The following is a 15,123-nucleotide window of genomic DNA, read 5'->3' as shown; positions in this document are numbered from 1 at the left end:
CAAGAGACTGTGCTGGTTGTTACTCGGTGGGCTCAGCCGGTGACGGAATCGTAGAGCCGCTGGATGTCGTCGTCGAAGTACGCGCTGTAGGACACGTCCGGGGTGTCGCCGCCCTGCTCGTAGCCGCCGATCACGCCGACCACCGTGCCGAGCCCGGTCGCCGGGTCGGCCGCCGTGACCCACGGGCCGCCGCTGGTGCCGTCGGGGAAACCGGGGCATTCCACGCGCTGCTGGTAGGTGTCCGACTGGGTCGTGGTGTTCGCGCAGACGACCGGGGCGTCGGCCGTGTCCGGGTAGCCGGTGAGCGTGATGGGGTTCGTGAAGCCCCGGTCGACGCCGAGCTGGTTCGCTCCGGTCAGGCTTTCCAGCGACGCGGCGGTGCCGGGCTGGGCGACGGTGAGGAACGCGAAGTCGAGGTCCTGGTCGGCCAAGGCCGTCCAGCCCGCCGGCACGGCCGCGGCGGTCACCGTCCAGCTGCCGTAGGGGGCGACGCCGTCGTGGTAACCGGGCTCGAACGTCAGGCCCTCGGTGCCGCCGCCGAGGCAGTGCGCGGCGGTGAGGACGAGGTCGCCGGCCGGGCTGTGGACCACGCTGGCGGAGCAGAAGTGTTTGCCTCCGGAGAACAACGCGCCGACCGCATCGGTGGCCGCGATCGTGGGCGTGGGTGACGGGGTCTCGGGCACGGCCGCACTCGCGACGGTGTCGCTGCCGAGCAGCCCGCCGGAGTCCGCGACCGAGGCGGACACCGCCGCGCCGCCCGTCAGCACCAGCACCGCGGCGGCAGACACCGCCAGCGCCGCCCGGGAAACGTTGATCACCACCCGTTCAGGTCAGCACGCTTTCAGGCGCAAAGCACGCCGAGCGCCCGGATGCACAGCAACCTCACAGTGGCGCCGAACGGTGGTGGCGGCCCGGGGGATCCCGCCGCCGGGATCCCCCGGATCCGGCTCAGAAGCGCGTCACCAGCAGGGTCACGCCCGCTTCGCCGCCGCAGTCGACCAGGACCGGCCCGACCCCCGAGCCGATCTGGTCCGACACGCGGGCGGTGGCCCGGTAGTGCGCCGGGTTCGGGTCGGCGACGTGGATGTCGACGAGCGCCGGGTGGTCCGGCAGCCCGCCCAGCACGGACTTCAGCCCGGTGCCGCCGCCGCAGTTCCCGGTGATCGAGACTTCCTGGCCCCGCGCGGTGGCCGGGTTGGGGCTCACGTGCACGGTGGCCCGCGCGCCCTCCGGCGGCTGGTCGCCGCTGGCCGACGCGGTGGTGATCCCGATCGTGCCCGCCGCCGCCAGCGTCACGGCCACGGCCGCCACCAGCACTGTTTTCCTGTTCCCCACAGCGTTCTCCCTCCTCGGGTGTCCACTTCGGACACCAGCCGGCGGGCCCCACGGCGTGGGGCCCGCCGGGCTAGACGCCCAGGGAGACGGCGGAGGTTCTCCATGTGATCCGGATCACTGAAGATCGTCGAGGAACGCGGTGAGCACGGCCTCGTATGCCTCCGGGGTCTCGTCCTGCGGGGTGTGGCCGGCGCCGGGCAGCCCCTGCACTTCGCCGCGCCACAGCCGAGGTGAGGTGACGGTGCGCAGGTACTCGAGGTTCACCAACTGCTCCTCGGCGCCGTGCAGGATCGCCACCGGCACGCGGGAGCCGGCGACGATCGCGCGCTCGTCGGCGTTCTCGACGCTCTGCAGGCTGCGGCCGAGCGCCGCGCGCGCCTCGGGGTCGGTGGCGAGGATGTGGGCGACCGCCGCGTCGACCGGCAGGGCGAGCCGAGCGCGAGCTGGGCGCGGGCGTACGCCGTCGCGTCCTCTCGGGACACCTCGCCGGTGAACCCGGTGGCCACGGCCGGGTTCGGCAGGAAGGCCGTGGCGAGGTCGGCCGGCGACGCGACCGGCGGTGTGCCGTGCACGACGATCCCGCGCACGCCGGGCAGCCGTGTCGAGGCCGAGAGCGCGATGTGCCCGCCGAGGCTCCAGCCGACGAGCACGGCGTCACCGGCGCCCGCCGCTTCGGCGAAGTCCGCGACCACGCGGGCGTAACCGGGGATCGAATAGGCGGCCGGGTCTTTCGCGCGCGCGGACTCGCCGTGGCCCGGCAGGTCGAGCGCGAGCACGCGGAACCGCTGTCCGAAGGCGCCGTCGAGCACCCGCGCCCACGCCGCCGAGGACGAGGAGTTGCCGTGCACGAACACCACGGCGGGGCCGGAACCGGGGCTGGTGCGGTAGGCGATCCGCTGCCCGCCCGCGTCGAGGGTTTCCATGCGGCGCACGCTAGGCCGGGAGGCGCCCGCGCGGTAGCGGCCGCACGGCGGATCGTCCGGCGCTACGATGGCGTGAATCGTCGCCGGAGCCCCGCAGGGTGGTCGTTTCGTGGCAGAAGCCGGACAGACGCGGCAGCCCGGGGAGCGCCTGAGCCCGCGAGTGGCCAAGCAGGTTCGCGACCTCATCATGAGCGGCGCCGTGCGCGGCGGCGAACGGCTGCGCACCGAGCACCTCGCCGAACAGCTCGGCGTGAGCGCGACTCCGGTGCGCGAAGCGCTGATGTCGCTCACCGGCGAGGGCATGGTCGATTTCCGGCCGGGCCGTGGCTTCAGCGTGGTGCCGGTGACGCGCCAGGACGTGACCGACCTCTACGACACTCAGGCCTACCTCTCCGGCGAGCTCGCGGCCCGCGCGGCGGGGCGGCTCACCGCCGCGGACCTCGCCGGCCTGGCCGAGCTGCAGGACGAGCTGGAACGGGCCGTGGCCGCCGGAGATCTCGACGCCACCGAACGCGCCGACTTCGAGCTGCACCGCCGCGTGAACCACGCCGCGGCCGCACCGAAGCTCACCTGGATGCTGTCGCTGACGCTGCGGTACGTGCCGTTCACCGCCTACGCCGACATCCCCGGCTGGCCGCTCGCCGCGCGTGACGGCCACGAGCCGATCCTCGCCGCGCTGCGCGAAGGGGCCACCGCGCGGGCGCGCGCCGCGATGAGCGCGCACATCCGGCTCGCCGGCGATCTGCTCGTCGACTTTCTCGCGGCGCAGGGCGTGCTGGCGGGCGAGTGACGAATCCGCACTGGGCACACGACCGGAGTTTTCTATAGAATCCGCCGCGAAGGCGGTTCCCGGTCGAAGGAGACTCGGTGCAAGAGCGCAACGTGCTGTACATCGGCGGCGAGTGGGTCCCGGCGGCGGGAGCCGCCACGATCGCCGTCGAGAACCCGGCCACCGAACAGGTGCAGGCGCAGATCCCGGAGGGCTCGGCCGACGACGTCGACCGAGCGGTGCGGGCGGCACGTGAGGCCTTCCCGGCGTGGTCGGCCACCACGCGGGCCGAGCGCGCGGAGCTGCTGCGCAAGCTCCACGAAGGACTCGCCAAGCGGGCCGAGGAGATCGGCGAGACGATCGCGCGCGACGTCGGCACGCCGCTGCGCATCGCCACGCGCATCCAGGCCGCGCTGCCGCAGACCGACGTGCAGACGTACGTGGACCTGCTCGGCGAAGACGCGCCGGAGGAGAAGGTCGGCAACTCGCTGATCGTGCGCGAGGCCGCCGGGGTCGTCGCGGCGATCACGCCGTGGAACTACCCGCTGCATCAGATCACCTGCAAGATCGCGCCCGCGCTGGCCGCCGGCTGCACCGTGGTCGTGAAGCCCAGCGAGGTCGCGCCGCTGAGCGCCTACCAGCTGTTCGACGCGATCCACGAGGCCGGTTTCCCGGCCGGCGTGGTCAACCTGGTCACCGGCTTCGGCCCGGTGGTCGGCGAGGCGCTCGCGACGCACCCGGAGATCGACGTCGTGTCGTTCACCGGTTCCGTGCGCGCCGGCACGCGCGTGGCCGAGGTCGCCGCGCGCTCGGTCAAGCGCGTGACGCTGGAGCTGGGTGGCAAGTCCGCCAACGTGATCCTCGACGACGCCGACCTGGCCACCGCCGTGAAGGTGGGCGTCTCCAACGCTTTCCTCAACGCCGGCCAGACCTGCACGGCGTGGACGCGCATGCTCGTGCCGCGCGAGAAGCACGAGGAAGCCGTTGCGCTGGCGAAGAAGTTCGCCGAGGGCTTCACCCCCGGCGACCCGCTGGACGCGAAGACGAAGCTCGGCCCGCTGGTGTCGGCCGCGCAACGGGAGCGCGTGCGGGAGTTCATCGCGAAGGGCGTCTCCGAAGGCGCGACGCTGGTGACCGGCGGCGCCGAAACCCCCGAAGGGCTCGACACCGGCTACTTCGTGCGGCCGACCGTGTTCGCGGGCGTGGACCCGGACTCGACGATCGCTCAGGAGGAGATCTTCGGCCCCGTGCTGTCGATCATTCCGTTCGACGACGAGGAAGACGCGCTGCGGATCGCCAACAACTCGAAGTACGGTCTGCACGGCGCCGTGTGGTCGGGCGACCAGGATCGCGCACTGGCGTTCGCGCGCCGCGTGCGCACGGGCCAGATCGACGTGAACGGCGGCGCCTACAACCCGCTCGCGCCCTTCGGCGGCTACAAGGCCTCCGGCGTCGGCCGCGAGATGGGCCGGCCCGCGCTCGACGAGTTCACCGAGATCAAGTCCATCCAGCTCTGAACCGGATTCTCAAGCGCGAGGAAGGAGAAGACACCGTGGTCAAAGCCGTGGTCGTGCGCGAGCCGGGTGCCGTGCCCGAGGTTCGCGACATCGTGCTGCCGCCCGTCGGTCCCGCCGACGTACGGGTGCGGATCGCCGCCGCCGGCGTCTGCCACTCCGACCTCTCGATGGTCGACGGCACGCTGAAACCGCATTACCCGTTCGTGCCCGGGCACGAAGCTTCGGGCATCGTCGCCGAGACCGGCGCGCAGGTCACGCACGTGAAGCCCGGCGACCGCGTCGTGCTCAACTGGGCCGCGGCGTGCCGCGAATGCTGGTTCTGCCAGGCCGGGGAGCCGTGGCTGTGCTCCACGATCGAAGGCATCACGACCTTGCCGCGCGGCGAGGTGGACGGCGAGCCGCTCAACGTCGTGCTCGGCGTCGGCGGCTTCGCCGAGGAGACGGTGCTGCCCGGCAAGTCCGTGGTTCCGCTGCCCGACGGGGTGCCGCTCGACCTGGCGGCGCTGATGGGCTGCGCGGTGCTCACGGGCGTCGGCGCCGTGCGCAACACCGCGAAGGTCCGCAACGGACAGTCGGTGCTCGTCATCGGCCTCGGCGGCATCGGGCTGTGCGCGGTGCTGGGTGCGAAGCTCGCGGGCGCGTCGCCGATCATCGCCGTGGACGTCTCGCCCGAGAAGGAAGAGCTCGCCCGCGCGGCGGGGGCGACGCACTTCCTGCTGAGTGAGGAGAAGCTCGCCAAGCAGGTGCGGGGCCTCACCGAGGGCCGCGGTGCCGACCACGCCTTCGAGTGCGTGGGCGCGGCCGCGACGATCCGCACGGCGTGGAGCTCGGTGCGCCGCGGCGGGCACTGCACGGTGGTCGGCGTCGGGCGGCGCGACCAGGAGGTGGTCTTCAACCCGCTGGAGATCTTCCACTTCGCGCGCACGCTCACCAGCACCGTCTACGGGGCCTCTGACCCGGACCGCGACATTCCGGTACTCGCCGAAGAGGTGCGCGCCGGTGAGCTGAACCTGGAAAGCCTGGTGACGCACCGCATCTCTCTCGACGAGGTGCCCGAGGCGTTCGATCGGATGCGCGCGGGCCAGGGCGCCCGCTCGCTGATCCGGATCGCGGCGGAGGCCTGATGGGGGAGCTAGACACCGAGGAACAGGCCATTGTGGACACAGTGGCCGAGTTCGTCGACCGCGACGTTCGCCCGGTGGCGCGCGACCTGGAGCACTCGGACACCTACCCCGAGGCGCTGATCGAGCGCATGAAGGAGCTCGGTGTCTTCGGGCTGGCCATCCCGGAGCCCTACGGCGAGGTCAAGGTGTCCACGCCGTGCTACGCGCTCGTCACCGCGGAGCTCGCGCGCGGCTGGATGAGCCTCGCGGGCGCGATGGGCGGCCACACTGTCGTCGCGAAGCTGCTGCTCATGTACGGCACGGAAGAACAGAAGCAGAAGTACCTGCCGCGCATGGCGACCGGTGAGCTACGGGCCGCGATGGCGCTCACCGAACCGGGTGGCGGCTCCGACCTGCAGGCGATGCGCACGCGCGCCCGCCGGGTCGACGACGGGTACGTGGTCGACGGCACCAAGACGTGGATCACCAACGCGCGCCGCGCGGGCCTGGTCGCGTTGCTGTGCAAGACGGATCCCGAGGCCGAGCCCAAGCACCGGGGCATCAGCGTGCTGCTGATGGAGAAGGTGCCCGGCTTCGAGGTCTCGCGCGACCTGGGCAAGCTCGGGTACAAGGGTGTGGAGACCTGCGAACTGTCCTTTTCGGACTGCCACGTTCCTGCGTCGGCGTTGCTGGGCGGGGAAGAGGGCCGCGGCTTCGCGCAGATGATGCGCGGCCTGGAGATCGGCCGGATCCAGGTCGCCTCGCGCGCGCTCGGCGTCGGCCGAGCCGCGTTCGACGACGCGTTCCGCTACGCGCAGGAACGCGAGTCGTTCGGCAAGCCGATCTGGAAGCACCAGGCGGTGGGCAACCACCTCGCCGGCATGGCGACGAAGCTGACGGCCGCGCGGCAGCTCATCCTGCACGCCGCGCGCCAGTACGACTCCGGTGCGCGCTCCGATCTCGAGGCCGGCATGGCGAAGCTGTTCTGCTCCGAGGCCGCGATGGAGGTGGCGCTCGACGCCATCCGCGTGCACGGCGCCTACGGCTACTCCACCGAGTTCGACGTGGAGCGCTACTTCCGCGACGCCCCGCTGATGATCGTCGGCGAGGGCACCAACGAGATCCAGCAGGACGTGATCGTGCGTCAGCTCATCGCCCGCGGTGGTCTCTGACCGACCGCGGGCGATCAGCGCCTCAGTCCGCGACGTCCAGCGCGGCGCGGATGATGTTGTCGGTGTCGATGCCGTGGTGGCGGTACACGCTCTCCAGGTCGCCCGACTGCCCGAACCGCGTCACGCCCAGGTGCGCGGCCCGCACGCGGTGCACGTTGGCTAGGAAAGCGAGCGTGTGCGGGTGCCCGTCGAGCACCGTCACCATCGGCGCGGAGCGCTCGGACGGCAGCGCCGAGTCGAGGATCCACGTGTCGGCGCTGTCCTGGCCCGAGCGCGCCTGCAGCGCGCGGAAGAGCAGGCCCGCGCTCGTCACGCACACGACGTCGGCGTGCTTGCCGAGCGCGTCGAGGCGGTCGGCGGCGGCCAGCGCCTCGGTGACCATCGCGCCCATCGCCACGATCGTCACGTCCGGGCGCGCGACCGCGGCCGTGCGGATCGGGTAGGCGCCGGCCACGACCTGGCGGCGGCGGCGCTCGCGCGCGGCCGGGTCGGTGGGCACCGCGGCCAGGTTCTGCTCCACGGGCCGGGTCGAGAGCCGCAGGTACGCCGACGTGCCGTCAGGCCGGCCGAGGCGCGCCAGTGATGCCAGCAGCGTCCACTCGACGTCGATCGCGAACGCGGGCTCGTAGGTGATGCAGCCGGGCTGCTCGAGCCCGACCGACGGAGTGGTCACCGACTGGTGCGCACCGCCTTCCGGCGCCAGCGTGACGCCCGAAGGCGTGCCGACGAGGATCGACTGCCCGCCGCCGTAGATGCCGAACGACCACGGTTCCAGGGCGCGCTCCACGAAGGGGTCGTAGAGCACGCCGATGGGCAGCAGCGGCCGGCCCCAGCGCGACCACGTGGTGCCCAGCTCGCCCAGCGCGCTCACCAGGTTCACCTCGGCGATGCCCAGCTCCAGGTGCTGGCCCGTGGGCCGCTCACGCCAGTGCAGGATCGTCTCGGGGTCGTCGGCGAACCAGTCCACGCGCTCCTGCGGCGACCACACGCCGACCTTGTTGACCCAGCCGCCGAGGTTGGTGCTCGACGAGACGTCGGGGCACAGCGTCACCACGAGCTTCGCGGCGTCGGGCGCTTCCCGCGTGAGGTCCAGCAGCGCGCGGCCGAGCGCGGCCTGCGTGGTCGTGCGGCCCGACGGAGTGCGGCCGATGTCGGTGGGAATGGCCGGAACCTCGTGGACGACAACGGGTTCGCGGTGCAGCCGCGTGGCTGTTTCGGCGCACAGCCGAGCGGCGGCCGAGCTTTCGGGGAACTTGTGCCACGGGTCGTCGACCGACGTGCCGACGCGCTCGGCCAGCTGCCCGAGCTGCTCGGCCGTGAGCAGCGACGAGTGGTTCTGCGGGTGGCCCTCGCTAGCGAGGCCGAAGCCCTTGACGGTGTAGGCGAAGATCACCGTGGGACGGCGGTCGTCGATGGCGTCGAACGAGTCGAGCAGCGCCGACAGGTCGTGGCCGCCGAGGTTGCGGATCGCCGCGTGCAGGGTCTCGTCGTCGAGCGAGTCCAGCAGCGGCGCCAGCTCGGCCGACGCGAGGCGCTCGCGCAGCTGGGCCGGCGTGCAGCGCAGCAGGCGCTGGTACTCGGGATTGGGCATGTCGTCGATGCGCCGGCGCAGGGCTTCGCCGCCCGGGCGTTCGAACAGCTCCTGCAGGAGGCGGCCGTACTTGACGGTGAGCACCTGCCAGCCCGCCGCGTCGAACATGCCCTGCAGGCGCGTGGCGCCGATGTTGGGCACCACGCGGTCGAGCGACTGGCGGTTGAGGTCGACGATCCACACGACCTCGCCGAGCTCCTGCACGTTCGGGTCGAGGATCGACTCCCAGACCGCGCCCTCGTCGAGCTCCGCGTCGCCGACGAGCGAGTACTGGCGGCCGGTGCCCGCGCCGCCGGTGGTCGACTCGACGTAGCGCCGCGCCAGCGCGCCCCAGATGGGCGCGGTGGCGCCGATGCCGACCGAGCCCGTGGAGTAGTCGACCTGGTCGGGGTCCTTCGAACGCGACGGGTAGCTCTGCAGGCCGCCGAACTCGCGCAGCGACGTCAGATACTTCTCGTCGAGGCCATCGAGCAGGTAGTTGATCGCGTGGAGCACGGGGGAGGCGTGCGGCTTCACCGACACCCGGTCCTCGGCGCGCAGCCGCGCGAACCACAGCGCGGTCATGATCGAGACCATCGACGCGCTGGAGGCCTGGTGGCCGCCGACCTTGAGGCCGGTCGGGTTGGGGCGCACGCGGTTCGCGTGGTCGATGATCGCGGTCGAAAGCCAGAGCACGCGGTCCTGCACCTCGCGCAGGACTTCCGTGTCCACTGCGGTTCCTGGTGTGCGCTCGGCGGCTGGACTGCTCACGACGACAACGACCTCTCTGCGATTTTCTTGGGCGTAACGCGGTCTTCAGTCCAACAGAGCTGGGTATGATGCACAACCGATGGTCTGTTCAGTGAGCAGAACGCCCAGAATCGCGCCTCAGGCGCCGAGAGGACTGCGCACCATGCCCAGTGGCCAGCGGCTCGACGCCACCGACGCCCGGATCCTGCTCGCGCTCAACCGCAACCCGCGCGCCACCGCGGTCGCGCTGGCCGATGAGCTCGGGCTCTCGCGCAACACGGTGCAGAGCCGCCTCGCGCGGCTGGAACAAGGCGACTCGCTGCGCTCGGTCGAGCACCGGATCGACCCCGCCGCGCTCGGCTACCCGCTCACGGCGTTCGTGACCGTGCAGGTCACGCAGCGGCTGCTCGACGAGGTCGGCCGCGCGCTGGCCGCCGTGCCGGAGGTGCTGCAGGTGCGCGGGCTGACCGGGCAGTCCGACCTGCTGGTGCACGTCGTGGCCCGCGAGGCCGACGATCTCTACCGCATCGCCGGGCAGATGCTCGAGATCCCCGGCGTGGAGCGCACGCACAACGCGCTCGTGATGCGCGAGATGGTGCCCTACCGGATCACGCCGCTGCTGGAGCGCGCCGTGGCCGGGAAGTGAGCCGCGAGGGCACACTGGAGCCGTGAACGATCTTGTCGCGCGGGCGCGGAAGCTGCGGCCCCTGCTCACCGCCGAGGCCGCGCAGGGGGAGACCGACCGCAGGCTCACCGACAAATCCGTGCGCGCACTCGACGACGCCGGCCTGTTCCGGCTCGGCACGCCGCGGCGCTTCGGCGGCCACGAGGCCGGCCTGCGAACGCTGCTGGACATCGGCGCGGAAGCGGGCGAGGCGGACGGCGCGACGTCGTGGGTGCTCACGCTCGTGAACGCGTGCGCGTGGGTGGTGAGTCTCTTCCCGGAGCAAGCGCAGGAGGACGTTTTCGGGGCGGACGCGCAGGCGAAGATCGCGGGCGCGCTCGCGCCGACCGCCCGGGCCGAGCGGGTGCCCGGCGGGTACCGCGTCGAAGGGCGCTGGCCGTACGCGTCGGGGATCGCGCACGCGGGCTGGGCGCTGCTCGGGATCCCCGTGGGGGACAGTGGCGAACCCGCGATGGCGCTCGTGCCGGCGAGCGACTACGGCATCGAGCACACGTGGGCCGTCGCCGGCATGCGCGGCACGGGCAGTGACACCGTGGTCGCGGACGAGCTCTTCGTGCCCGAGCACCGCGTCGTGCGGACGGCCGCGCTTCTGGAACGTGTTTCAGTCTTCGCGCCGTATCTGACCGTGGTGCTGGCGGCGCCGCAGCTGGGGCTCGGCCGGGCCGCGCTGCGCCTGGTGCGCGAGGCCGCGTCGGCAAAAGGTGTGACCGGAACCGCCTATGCGCGCCAAGCCGACTCGGCAGTGTTCCAGGTGCGCTTCGCCGAAGCCGCGTTGAAAATCGACACCGCGGGACGACGTCGACGCGGCCCTCTCGTGCGGCGAACCGATGACCGAACTGGCGCGGGCGCGGGTGCACGGGGACATCGGACTGGCCGTGCAGAGCGTCGTCGACGCGATCGGAATCCTCGTGGCGGCGCACGGCACGGGAGGGTTCGCCGACGGGCACCCGTTGCAGCGCATCTGGCGCGATGCGAACTTCGCACTGACCCACGCGATGGCACAGCCGGCGGTGAACCACGAGATCTACGGCAAGGCGCTGCTCGGTGTCCGGCCGAACATCACCGCAATGCTCTGAGCCTGCGCTAGGCCTTCGCGTCGTCGGCAGTGTGGTCGCGCTTGTGCATGAGGATCGACCGGTGGATCCAGACGAGCACCGGGATCGTGACGAGGCCCCACAGGAACATGCCGGTGCTGCCGGCCAGCAGCCCGACCACGATCATCAGCACCACGGTGATGTCTGCGAGGATCAAGGTGGTGAGCCACGTGCGCGACCGCACGGGCGGGGCGCCGGCGCTCAGGGCCGCGACGAAGTCGGGGTCGCTCGCGGCCAGCTCTTCTTCGATCTTCCGCAGTGCACTGCGGTCACGATGGGGAAGCATGACCCCCTCCTCAGGACGGATCGGGCCGGGTGATCGCCCCTACCAGTTCAGTACCCCAGCCCACCCCACGTCAAGCGCCGCTTTTCCAGGAATAATCGCCAAACCGGACGGGCGGTGCGGTGCTCCGTGGCCCGAAGGCCACCTGCTCACTGTAGAACACTTCCGGCGGCCAGGCGGATTTCGTTGCAAACTGAAACACGTTCTAATACTGTCGGAAGTTGTGAGATACGGCATCGTGCTCTTCACGAGCGACCGCGGGATCACCCCCGCGGCGGCGGCGCAGGCTGCCGAATCGGCCGGGTTCGACACCTTCTACGTCCCCGAGCACACGCACATCCCGGTCAAGCGCACGGCCGCGCACCCGCGCACCGGCGACGCGAGCCTGCCCGACGACCGGTATCTGCGCACGCTCGATCCGTGGGTCTCGCTCGCCACCGCGGCCTCGGTCACCACGCGCATCCGCGTGGCCGCGGCGGTCGCGCTCCCGGTGGAGAGCGACGCGATCACGCTCGCCAAGACGATCGCCACGCTGGACCACCTCTCGGGTGGGAGAGTCACGCTCGGCGTCGGGTTCGGGTGGAACACCGACGAGTTGGCCGACCACGGCGTGCCGGCGGGCAAGCGCCGCACCGTGCTGCGCGAGTATCTCGACGCGATGCATGCCTTGTGGACCGACGAGGTCGCGAGCCACGACGGCGAGCACGTGGCGTTCGGCCCGAGCTGGGCGTGGCCGAAACCGGTGCAGGAGCGGATTCCCGTGCTCGTGGGCGCGGTCGGAACCGAGCGCACGTTCCGCTGGATCGCGCGCTCGGCCGACGGCTGGCTCACCACACCGTCCGAAGTGGACGTCGAGGAGAACGTCGGGCTGTTGCGGGAGATCTGGCGCGCCGAGGGTCGCGCGGGTGAGCCGGAGGTGGCCGCGCTCGGGCCGCGGCCCGATCCCGAAGGTCTCGCGCGGCTCGAAGCGGCCGGGGTCACGGAGGTGATCTTCGGGCTGCCGGACCGCGAGCCGGCCGAGGTCCTGGCCTGGCTCGGGCGGCTCGCGGGCAAACTCGATCACGGAACCCTCATCCGGCCCTGACAAGTTCCTGACCGGTTCGGCCCGCCGTTCTGCCAGCCTGGCGCGGTGCTGAAGAGAGTGTGGGCGACCGCGGTCGCCACCGGCTCGATCCTCGTGCTCGACGTCGCGCTGGACTACGACCCCGCGAAGCCCGATTTCCTCACCGGCGACACGACGGCCGACGCCGTCGCCACCCAGGACCTGAGCCGTTTCGATCTCGATCTCGAGGGCTTCACCGTGCAGGGCGTGACGGTGGCGGGCGCGCCCGCGGCCTTCACGCGCACCGGCGAGCACGAGCTCGTGATCACGCCCGCCGAGCCCCTGCGGCGCGGGCAGTCCTTCCGAGTGCGTGTGCGCTACCGGGGCACACCGGGCTTCTTCTGGATGACCGCCGACGACGCGGGCGCGGTGCACGCGTTCGGCGAGCCGCATTCCGCGTCGAGCTGGTACCCGGTGAACGACCACCCGTCGGACAAGGCGAGGTCCCACCTCGCCGTGACGATGCCGGACCTGCCGGGCTGGGCCGTGGTGGGCAACGGGGTGCCCGCGCCGCCGGTGGCGCGCGGCGGGCGCGAGACGTTCTCGTGGACCGAGGACCACCCCGTGGCTTCCTACTTGACGGGCGTGGTGATCGACCGGATAACCGTCCACACGGGACACCTTGCCGACGGCACCCCGGTCGTCGACGCGTACACCACGGGCGCGGAGGCCGCGAAGCCGTTCGAGGACCGGCTGCCCGAGGTGCTCGGCTTTCTCGCCAGTCGCTTCGGCGAGTACCCGTTGTCCTCGGCGGGCGGGATCTTCTACCCCGGCGACACCGGTGGCGGGTTCGAACTGCAGGACCGGCCGGTCTACTCGGGCGGGGTCCCCCCGGAGCGGTTCACCGACATCGTGCACGAGCAGGCGCACCAGTGGTTCGGCGACAGCGTCTCGGTGGCGCGCTGGTCCGACATCTGCCTCAAGGAGTGCTTCGCCACCTACGCGGAATGGCTGTGGCGGGAGGCGAAGGAAGGCCACGACCTCGACGCCGACTACCGCGCGGCGCTCACCGACGCCGCCGCCGACCCGGGCTTCTGGAAGATCCCCCTCGCGGACCCGGGCGACGGGTTCTACGGCGGCTCCTACACCGTAGGCCCGCTCATGCTGCACGCGCTGCGCCGCACCGTCGGCGACCCCGTGTTCTTCCGGACGCTGCGCGATTTCCTCGGCCAGCACCGCGACGCCAACGCCTCCTGGGCCGACTTCGAGCACCTCGCGGCCCACGAGTACGGCCACGACCTCACCGGCTTCTTCACCGCGTGGGCCCACAGCACCGTGATCCCGCTCGAGCCCTACCTCCACCCCGGAACCCTGAAGGACAACGCGTGAGCTGGTACAAAGCGCTCGCCCTCGTCGCGAGCGGAGCGGCGGCGCTCGGCATGGCGCAGCCGCCGGCGATCGGCGCGGACGGCGTCGGCGACCCCTACTTCCCCGGGACGGCAACGGCGGCTACGACGTCTCGCGCTACGAGGTGAAGGTCTCCGTCGACCCCGCCGCCCCCGCGTCCTTCACCGGCGACACCACGGTGCACGCGACGGCGCGCCAGGACCTCGATCGGTTCGACCTCGACCTGGAGGGCTTCACGGTCTCGGCGGTGACCGTGAACGGCGTGCCGGCCACGGCGATCGCGCGGTCGGGGGCGCACGAACTGGTGATCACGCCGCGCACGCGGGTGCGGCGCGGCAGCATCTTCTCCGTGCGCGTCGTGTACTCGGGCCCGCCAGTGGGCGCGAGCTGGCACCGGCTCGTGGGCGGCGGCATCGACGTGAGCGGCGAGCCGCACTCGGCCACGGCGTGGTTCCCCTTGAACGACCACCCCTCGGACAAGGCGGCGCTGCACCTGGAGGCGACCGTGCCGACCGGGTGGACGGTGGTGGGCAACGGGCTGCCCGGCCCGACCACCGCGAACGCCGGGCACACGACGTTCCGCTGGCACGAGGACCACCCGATCGTCTCCTACGCCACGACGATGGCGATCGACAAGTTCACCGTGTACACCTCGAAGCTCGCCGACGGCACGCCCGTGATCACCGCGTACGGGCAGAACACGAGCATCCTCCCCGACTCCGAGGCGCTGCTGCCGAAGATCATGGGCTTCCTGACCGAGGCGTTCGGCCCGTACCCGTTCGACTCGACCGGAGCGATCGTCGTCGAGCCGGAGGCCACCGAGGGCAGCCTCGCGCTGGAGACGCAGACGCGCCCGACCTACGACGGCGCGTTCTTCGACGCGTCGGCCGTGCACGAGCTGGCGCACCAGTGGTTCGGCGACGCGGTGTCCTTTTCGGACTGGCGCGACGGCTGCCTGGCCGAGTGCTTCGCCCAGTACGCCGGGCAGCTGTGGGACGAGGCCGAGAACGGGGCCGACCTCGACGAGAGCTACCGCACGATCGTCGAGCAGAACGCGGGCGACGCGGCCTACTGGCAGGTGCCGATCTACGACCCGGGCAAGGACCGGCCGCTCGACTACGCCCTGTACGACCGGGGCTCGCTCATGCTCCACGCGCTGCGCCGCACGATGGGCGACGACAAGTTCTTCGGCCTGCTGAAGCACTGGATCGCCGCGCACCGCGACGGCAACGCGTCCTGGCCCGACTTCGAGCACTTCGCGTCGGCGCAGGCGGGGCAGGACCTGTCGGGCTTCTTCACCGCGTGGGCGCACAGCTCCGTGATCCCGCCGGTCCAATACCTGCACCCGGGCTCGCTCGCGCGCTGAGCGGGGCGTACTTCACCCGAAATAGTGAAGTGCGCCGCCACGCGTCATTCTGTTCACCGGATGGCCTCTCGGTGGGTGTGGCGGTGACCGGCCGGCACGCCCCCCGA

16 protein-coding genes are annotated in these 15,123 nt (G+C 71.8%); 10 read left to right on the top strand and 6 right to left on the bottom strand.

Features of this window, described 5'->3' with window-relative positions:
- Positions 1–32: 32 nt before the first annotated feature.
- From AB0M56_RS18880 to AB0M56_RS18865, 4 genes are all read right to left on the bottom strand, one after another.
- Positions 33–821, bottom strand: coding sequence for a trypsin-like peptidase domain-containing protein (locus AB0M56_RS18880; protein WP_364177507.1), 789 nt, complete (start codon positions 819–821; stop codon positions 33–35).
- A gap of 127 nt (positions 822–948) precedes the next feature.
- Positions 949–1,335, bottom strand: coding sequence for a hypothetical protein (locus tag AB0M56_RS18875; protein WP_364177504.1), 387 nt, complete (start codon positions 1,333–1,335; stop codon positions 949–951).
- Positions 1,336–1,449: 114 nt separating this feature from the next.
- Positions 1,450–1,599 (bottom strand): hypothetical protein, encoded by a 150-nt coding sequence (locus tag AB0M56_RS18870; RefSeq protein ID WP_364177501.1) that lies wholly within the window; start codon positions 1,597–1,599, stop codon positions 1,450–1,452.
- On the bottom strand, positions 1,596–2,258 hold the full coding sequence (locus AB0M56_RS18865) for an alpha/beta fold hydrolase (RefSeq protein WP_364177498.1): 663 nt from the start codon (positions 2,256–2,258) through the stop codon (positions 1,596–1,598). Before AB0M56_RS18865 ends, AB0M56_RS18870 begins: the two co-directional genes overlap by 4 nt.
- A 109-nt stretch (positions 2,259–2,367) precedes the next feature.
- Between AB0M56_RS18865 and AB0M56_RS18860 the strand changes: the two genes are divergently transcribed.
- The 4 genes from AB0M56_RS18860 to AB0M56_RS18845 all read left to right on the top strand — a co-directional run bounded on the left by AB0M56_RS18860 (position 2,368) and on the right by AB0M56_RS18845 (position 6,819).
- Positions 2,368–3,048 carry a GntR family transcriptional regulator gene (locus AB0M56_RS18860; protein WP_364177496.1) on the top strand — a complete coding sequence of 227 codons (681 nt, stop codon included), beginning with the start codon at positions 2,368–2,370 and terminating at the stop codon, positions 3,046–3,048.
- Positions 3,049–3,125: 77 nt separating this feature from the next.
- The gene (locus AB0M56_RS18855; protein WP_364177493.1) at positions 3,126–4,544 is read left to right on the top strand and encodes an aldehyde dehydrogenase family protein; all 1,419 of its coding nucleotides are present in this window, start codon (positions 3,126–3,128) and stop codon (positions 4,542–4,544) included.
- Between the two features lie 35 nt (positions 4,545–4,579).
- Positions 4,580–5,668, top strand: coding sequence for a Zn-dependent alcohol dehydrogenase (locus AB0M56_RS18850; protein ID WP_364177490.1), 1,089 nt, complete (start codon positions 4,580–4,582; stop codon positions 5,666–5,668).
- Positions 5,668–6,819, top strand: a complete 1,152-nt coding sequence (locus AB0M56_RS18845) for an acyl-CoA dehydrogenase family protein (protein WP_364177487.1) — start codon at positions 5,668–5,670, stop codon at positions 6,817–6,819. The genes AB0M56_RS18850 and AB0M56_RS18845 overlap by 1 nt, the downstream gene beginning before the upstream one ends.
- Positions 6,820–6,841: 22 nt before the next feature.
- Here AB0M56_RS18845 and AB0M56_RS18840 read toward each other — a convergent pair whose 3' ends face one another.
- A complete protein-coding gene (locus AB0M56_RS18840) occupies positions 6,842–9,121 on the bottom strand; it encodes a pyruvate dehydrogenase (protein ID WP_364177484.1) in 2,280 nt (759 codons plus the stop codon).
- Positions 9,122–9,302: 181 nt separating this feature from the next.
- Between AB0M56_RS18840 and AB0M56_RS18835 the strand changes: the two genes are divergently transcribed.
- Both AB0M56_RS18835 and AB0M56_RS18830 read left to right on the top strand, forming a co-directional pair.
- On the top strand, positions 9,303–9,785 hold the full coding sequence (locus tag AB0M56_RS18835) for an Lrp/AsnC family transcriptional regulator (RefSeq protein WP_220241846.1): 483 nt from the start codon (positions 9,303–9,305) through the stop codon (positions 9,783–9,785).
- Positions 9,786–10,651: 866 nt separating this feature from the next.
- Positions 10,652–10,900, top strand: a complete 249-nt coding sequence (locus tag AB0M56_RS18830) for a hypothetical protein (protein ID WP_364177482.1) — start codon at positions 10,652–10,654, stop codon at positions 10,898–10,900.
- A gap of 7 nt (positions 10,901–10,907) precedes the next feature.
- Here the strand turns inward: AB0M56_RS18830 and AB0M56_RS18825 are convergent, their stop codons facing one another.
- Positions 10,908–11,204, bottom strand: a complete 297-nt coding sequence (locus AB0M56_RS18825; protein WP_364177479.1) for a DUF3040 domain-containing protein — start codon at positions 11,202–11,204, stop codon at positions 10,908–10,910.
- Between the two features lie 220 nt (positions 11,205–11,424).
- On the opposite strand from AB0M56_RS18825, the gene AB0M56_RS18820 reads away from it, so the two are divergent.
- From AB0M56_RS18820 to AB0M56_RS18805, 4 genes are read left to right on the top strand one after another with little or no spacing between them, the layout of a single operon-like run.
- Positions 11,425–12,285, top strand: a complete 861-nt coding sequence (locus tag AB0M56_RS18820) for an LLM class F420-dependent oxidoreductase (protein WP_364177477.1) — start codon at positions 11,425–11,427, stop codon at positions 12,283–12,285.
- A gap of 45 nt (positions 12,286–12,330) precedes the next feature.
- On the top strand, positions 12,331–13,632 hold the full coding sequence (locus AB0M56_RS18815; protein ID WP_364177474.1) for a M1 family metallopeptidase: 1,302 nt from the start codon (positions 12,331–12,333) through the stop codon (positions 13,630–13,632).
- Positions 13,629–13,778, top strand: coding sequence for a hypothetical protein (locus tag AB0M56_RS18810; RefSeq protein ID WP_364177471.1), 150 nt, complete (start codon positions 13,629–13,631; stop codon positions 13,776–13,778). The genes AB0M56_RS18815 and AB0M56_RS18810 overlap by 4 nt, the downstream gene beginning before the upstream one ends.
- Positions 13,775–15,016: a M1 family metallopeptidase gene (locus AB0M56_RS18805; RefSeq protein ID WP_364177468.1), complete on the top strand. Its 1,242-nt coding sequence runs from the start codon at positions 13,775–13,777 to the stop codon at positions 15,014–15,016. The genes AB0M56_RS18810 and AB0M56_RS18805 overlap by 4 nt, the downstream gene beginning before the upstream one ends.
- Positions 15,017–15,123: the final 107 nt, after the last annotated feature.

The organism is Amycolatopsis sp. NPDC051372 (assembly GCF_040682095.1).
Taxonomy (GTDB): domain Bacteria; phylum Actinomycetota; class Actinomycetes; order Mycobacteriales; family Pseudonocardiaceae; genus Amycolatopsis.
The sequence above is the reverse complement of the archived record's forward strand: the minus strand, read 5'-3'. Positions and strand labels throughout refer to the sequence as shown.

Bases quoted from the DNA above. Each gene is read 5' to 3' on its own strand.
- AB0M56_RS18865 (WP_364177498.1), bottom strand. From the start codon at position 2,258: ATGGAAACCCTCGACGCGGGCGGGCAGCGGATCGCCTACCGCACCAGC.
- AB0M56_RS18845 (WP_364177487.1), top strand. From the start codon at position 5,668: ATGGGGGAGCTAGACACCGAGGAACAGGCCATTGTGGACACAGTGGCC.
- AB0M56_RS18835 (WP_220241846.1), top strand. From the start codon at position 9,303: ATGCCCAGTGGCCAGCGGCTCGACGCCACCGACGCCCGGATCCTGCTC.
- AB0M56_RS18830 (WP_364177482.1), top strand. From the start codon at position 10,652: ATGACCGAACTGGCGCGGGCGCGGGTGCACGGGGACATCGGACTGGCC.
- AB0M56_RS18825 (WP_364177479.1), bottom strand. From the start codon at position 11,204: ATGCTTCCCCATCGTGACCGCAGTGCACTGCGGAAGATCGAAGAAGAG.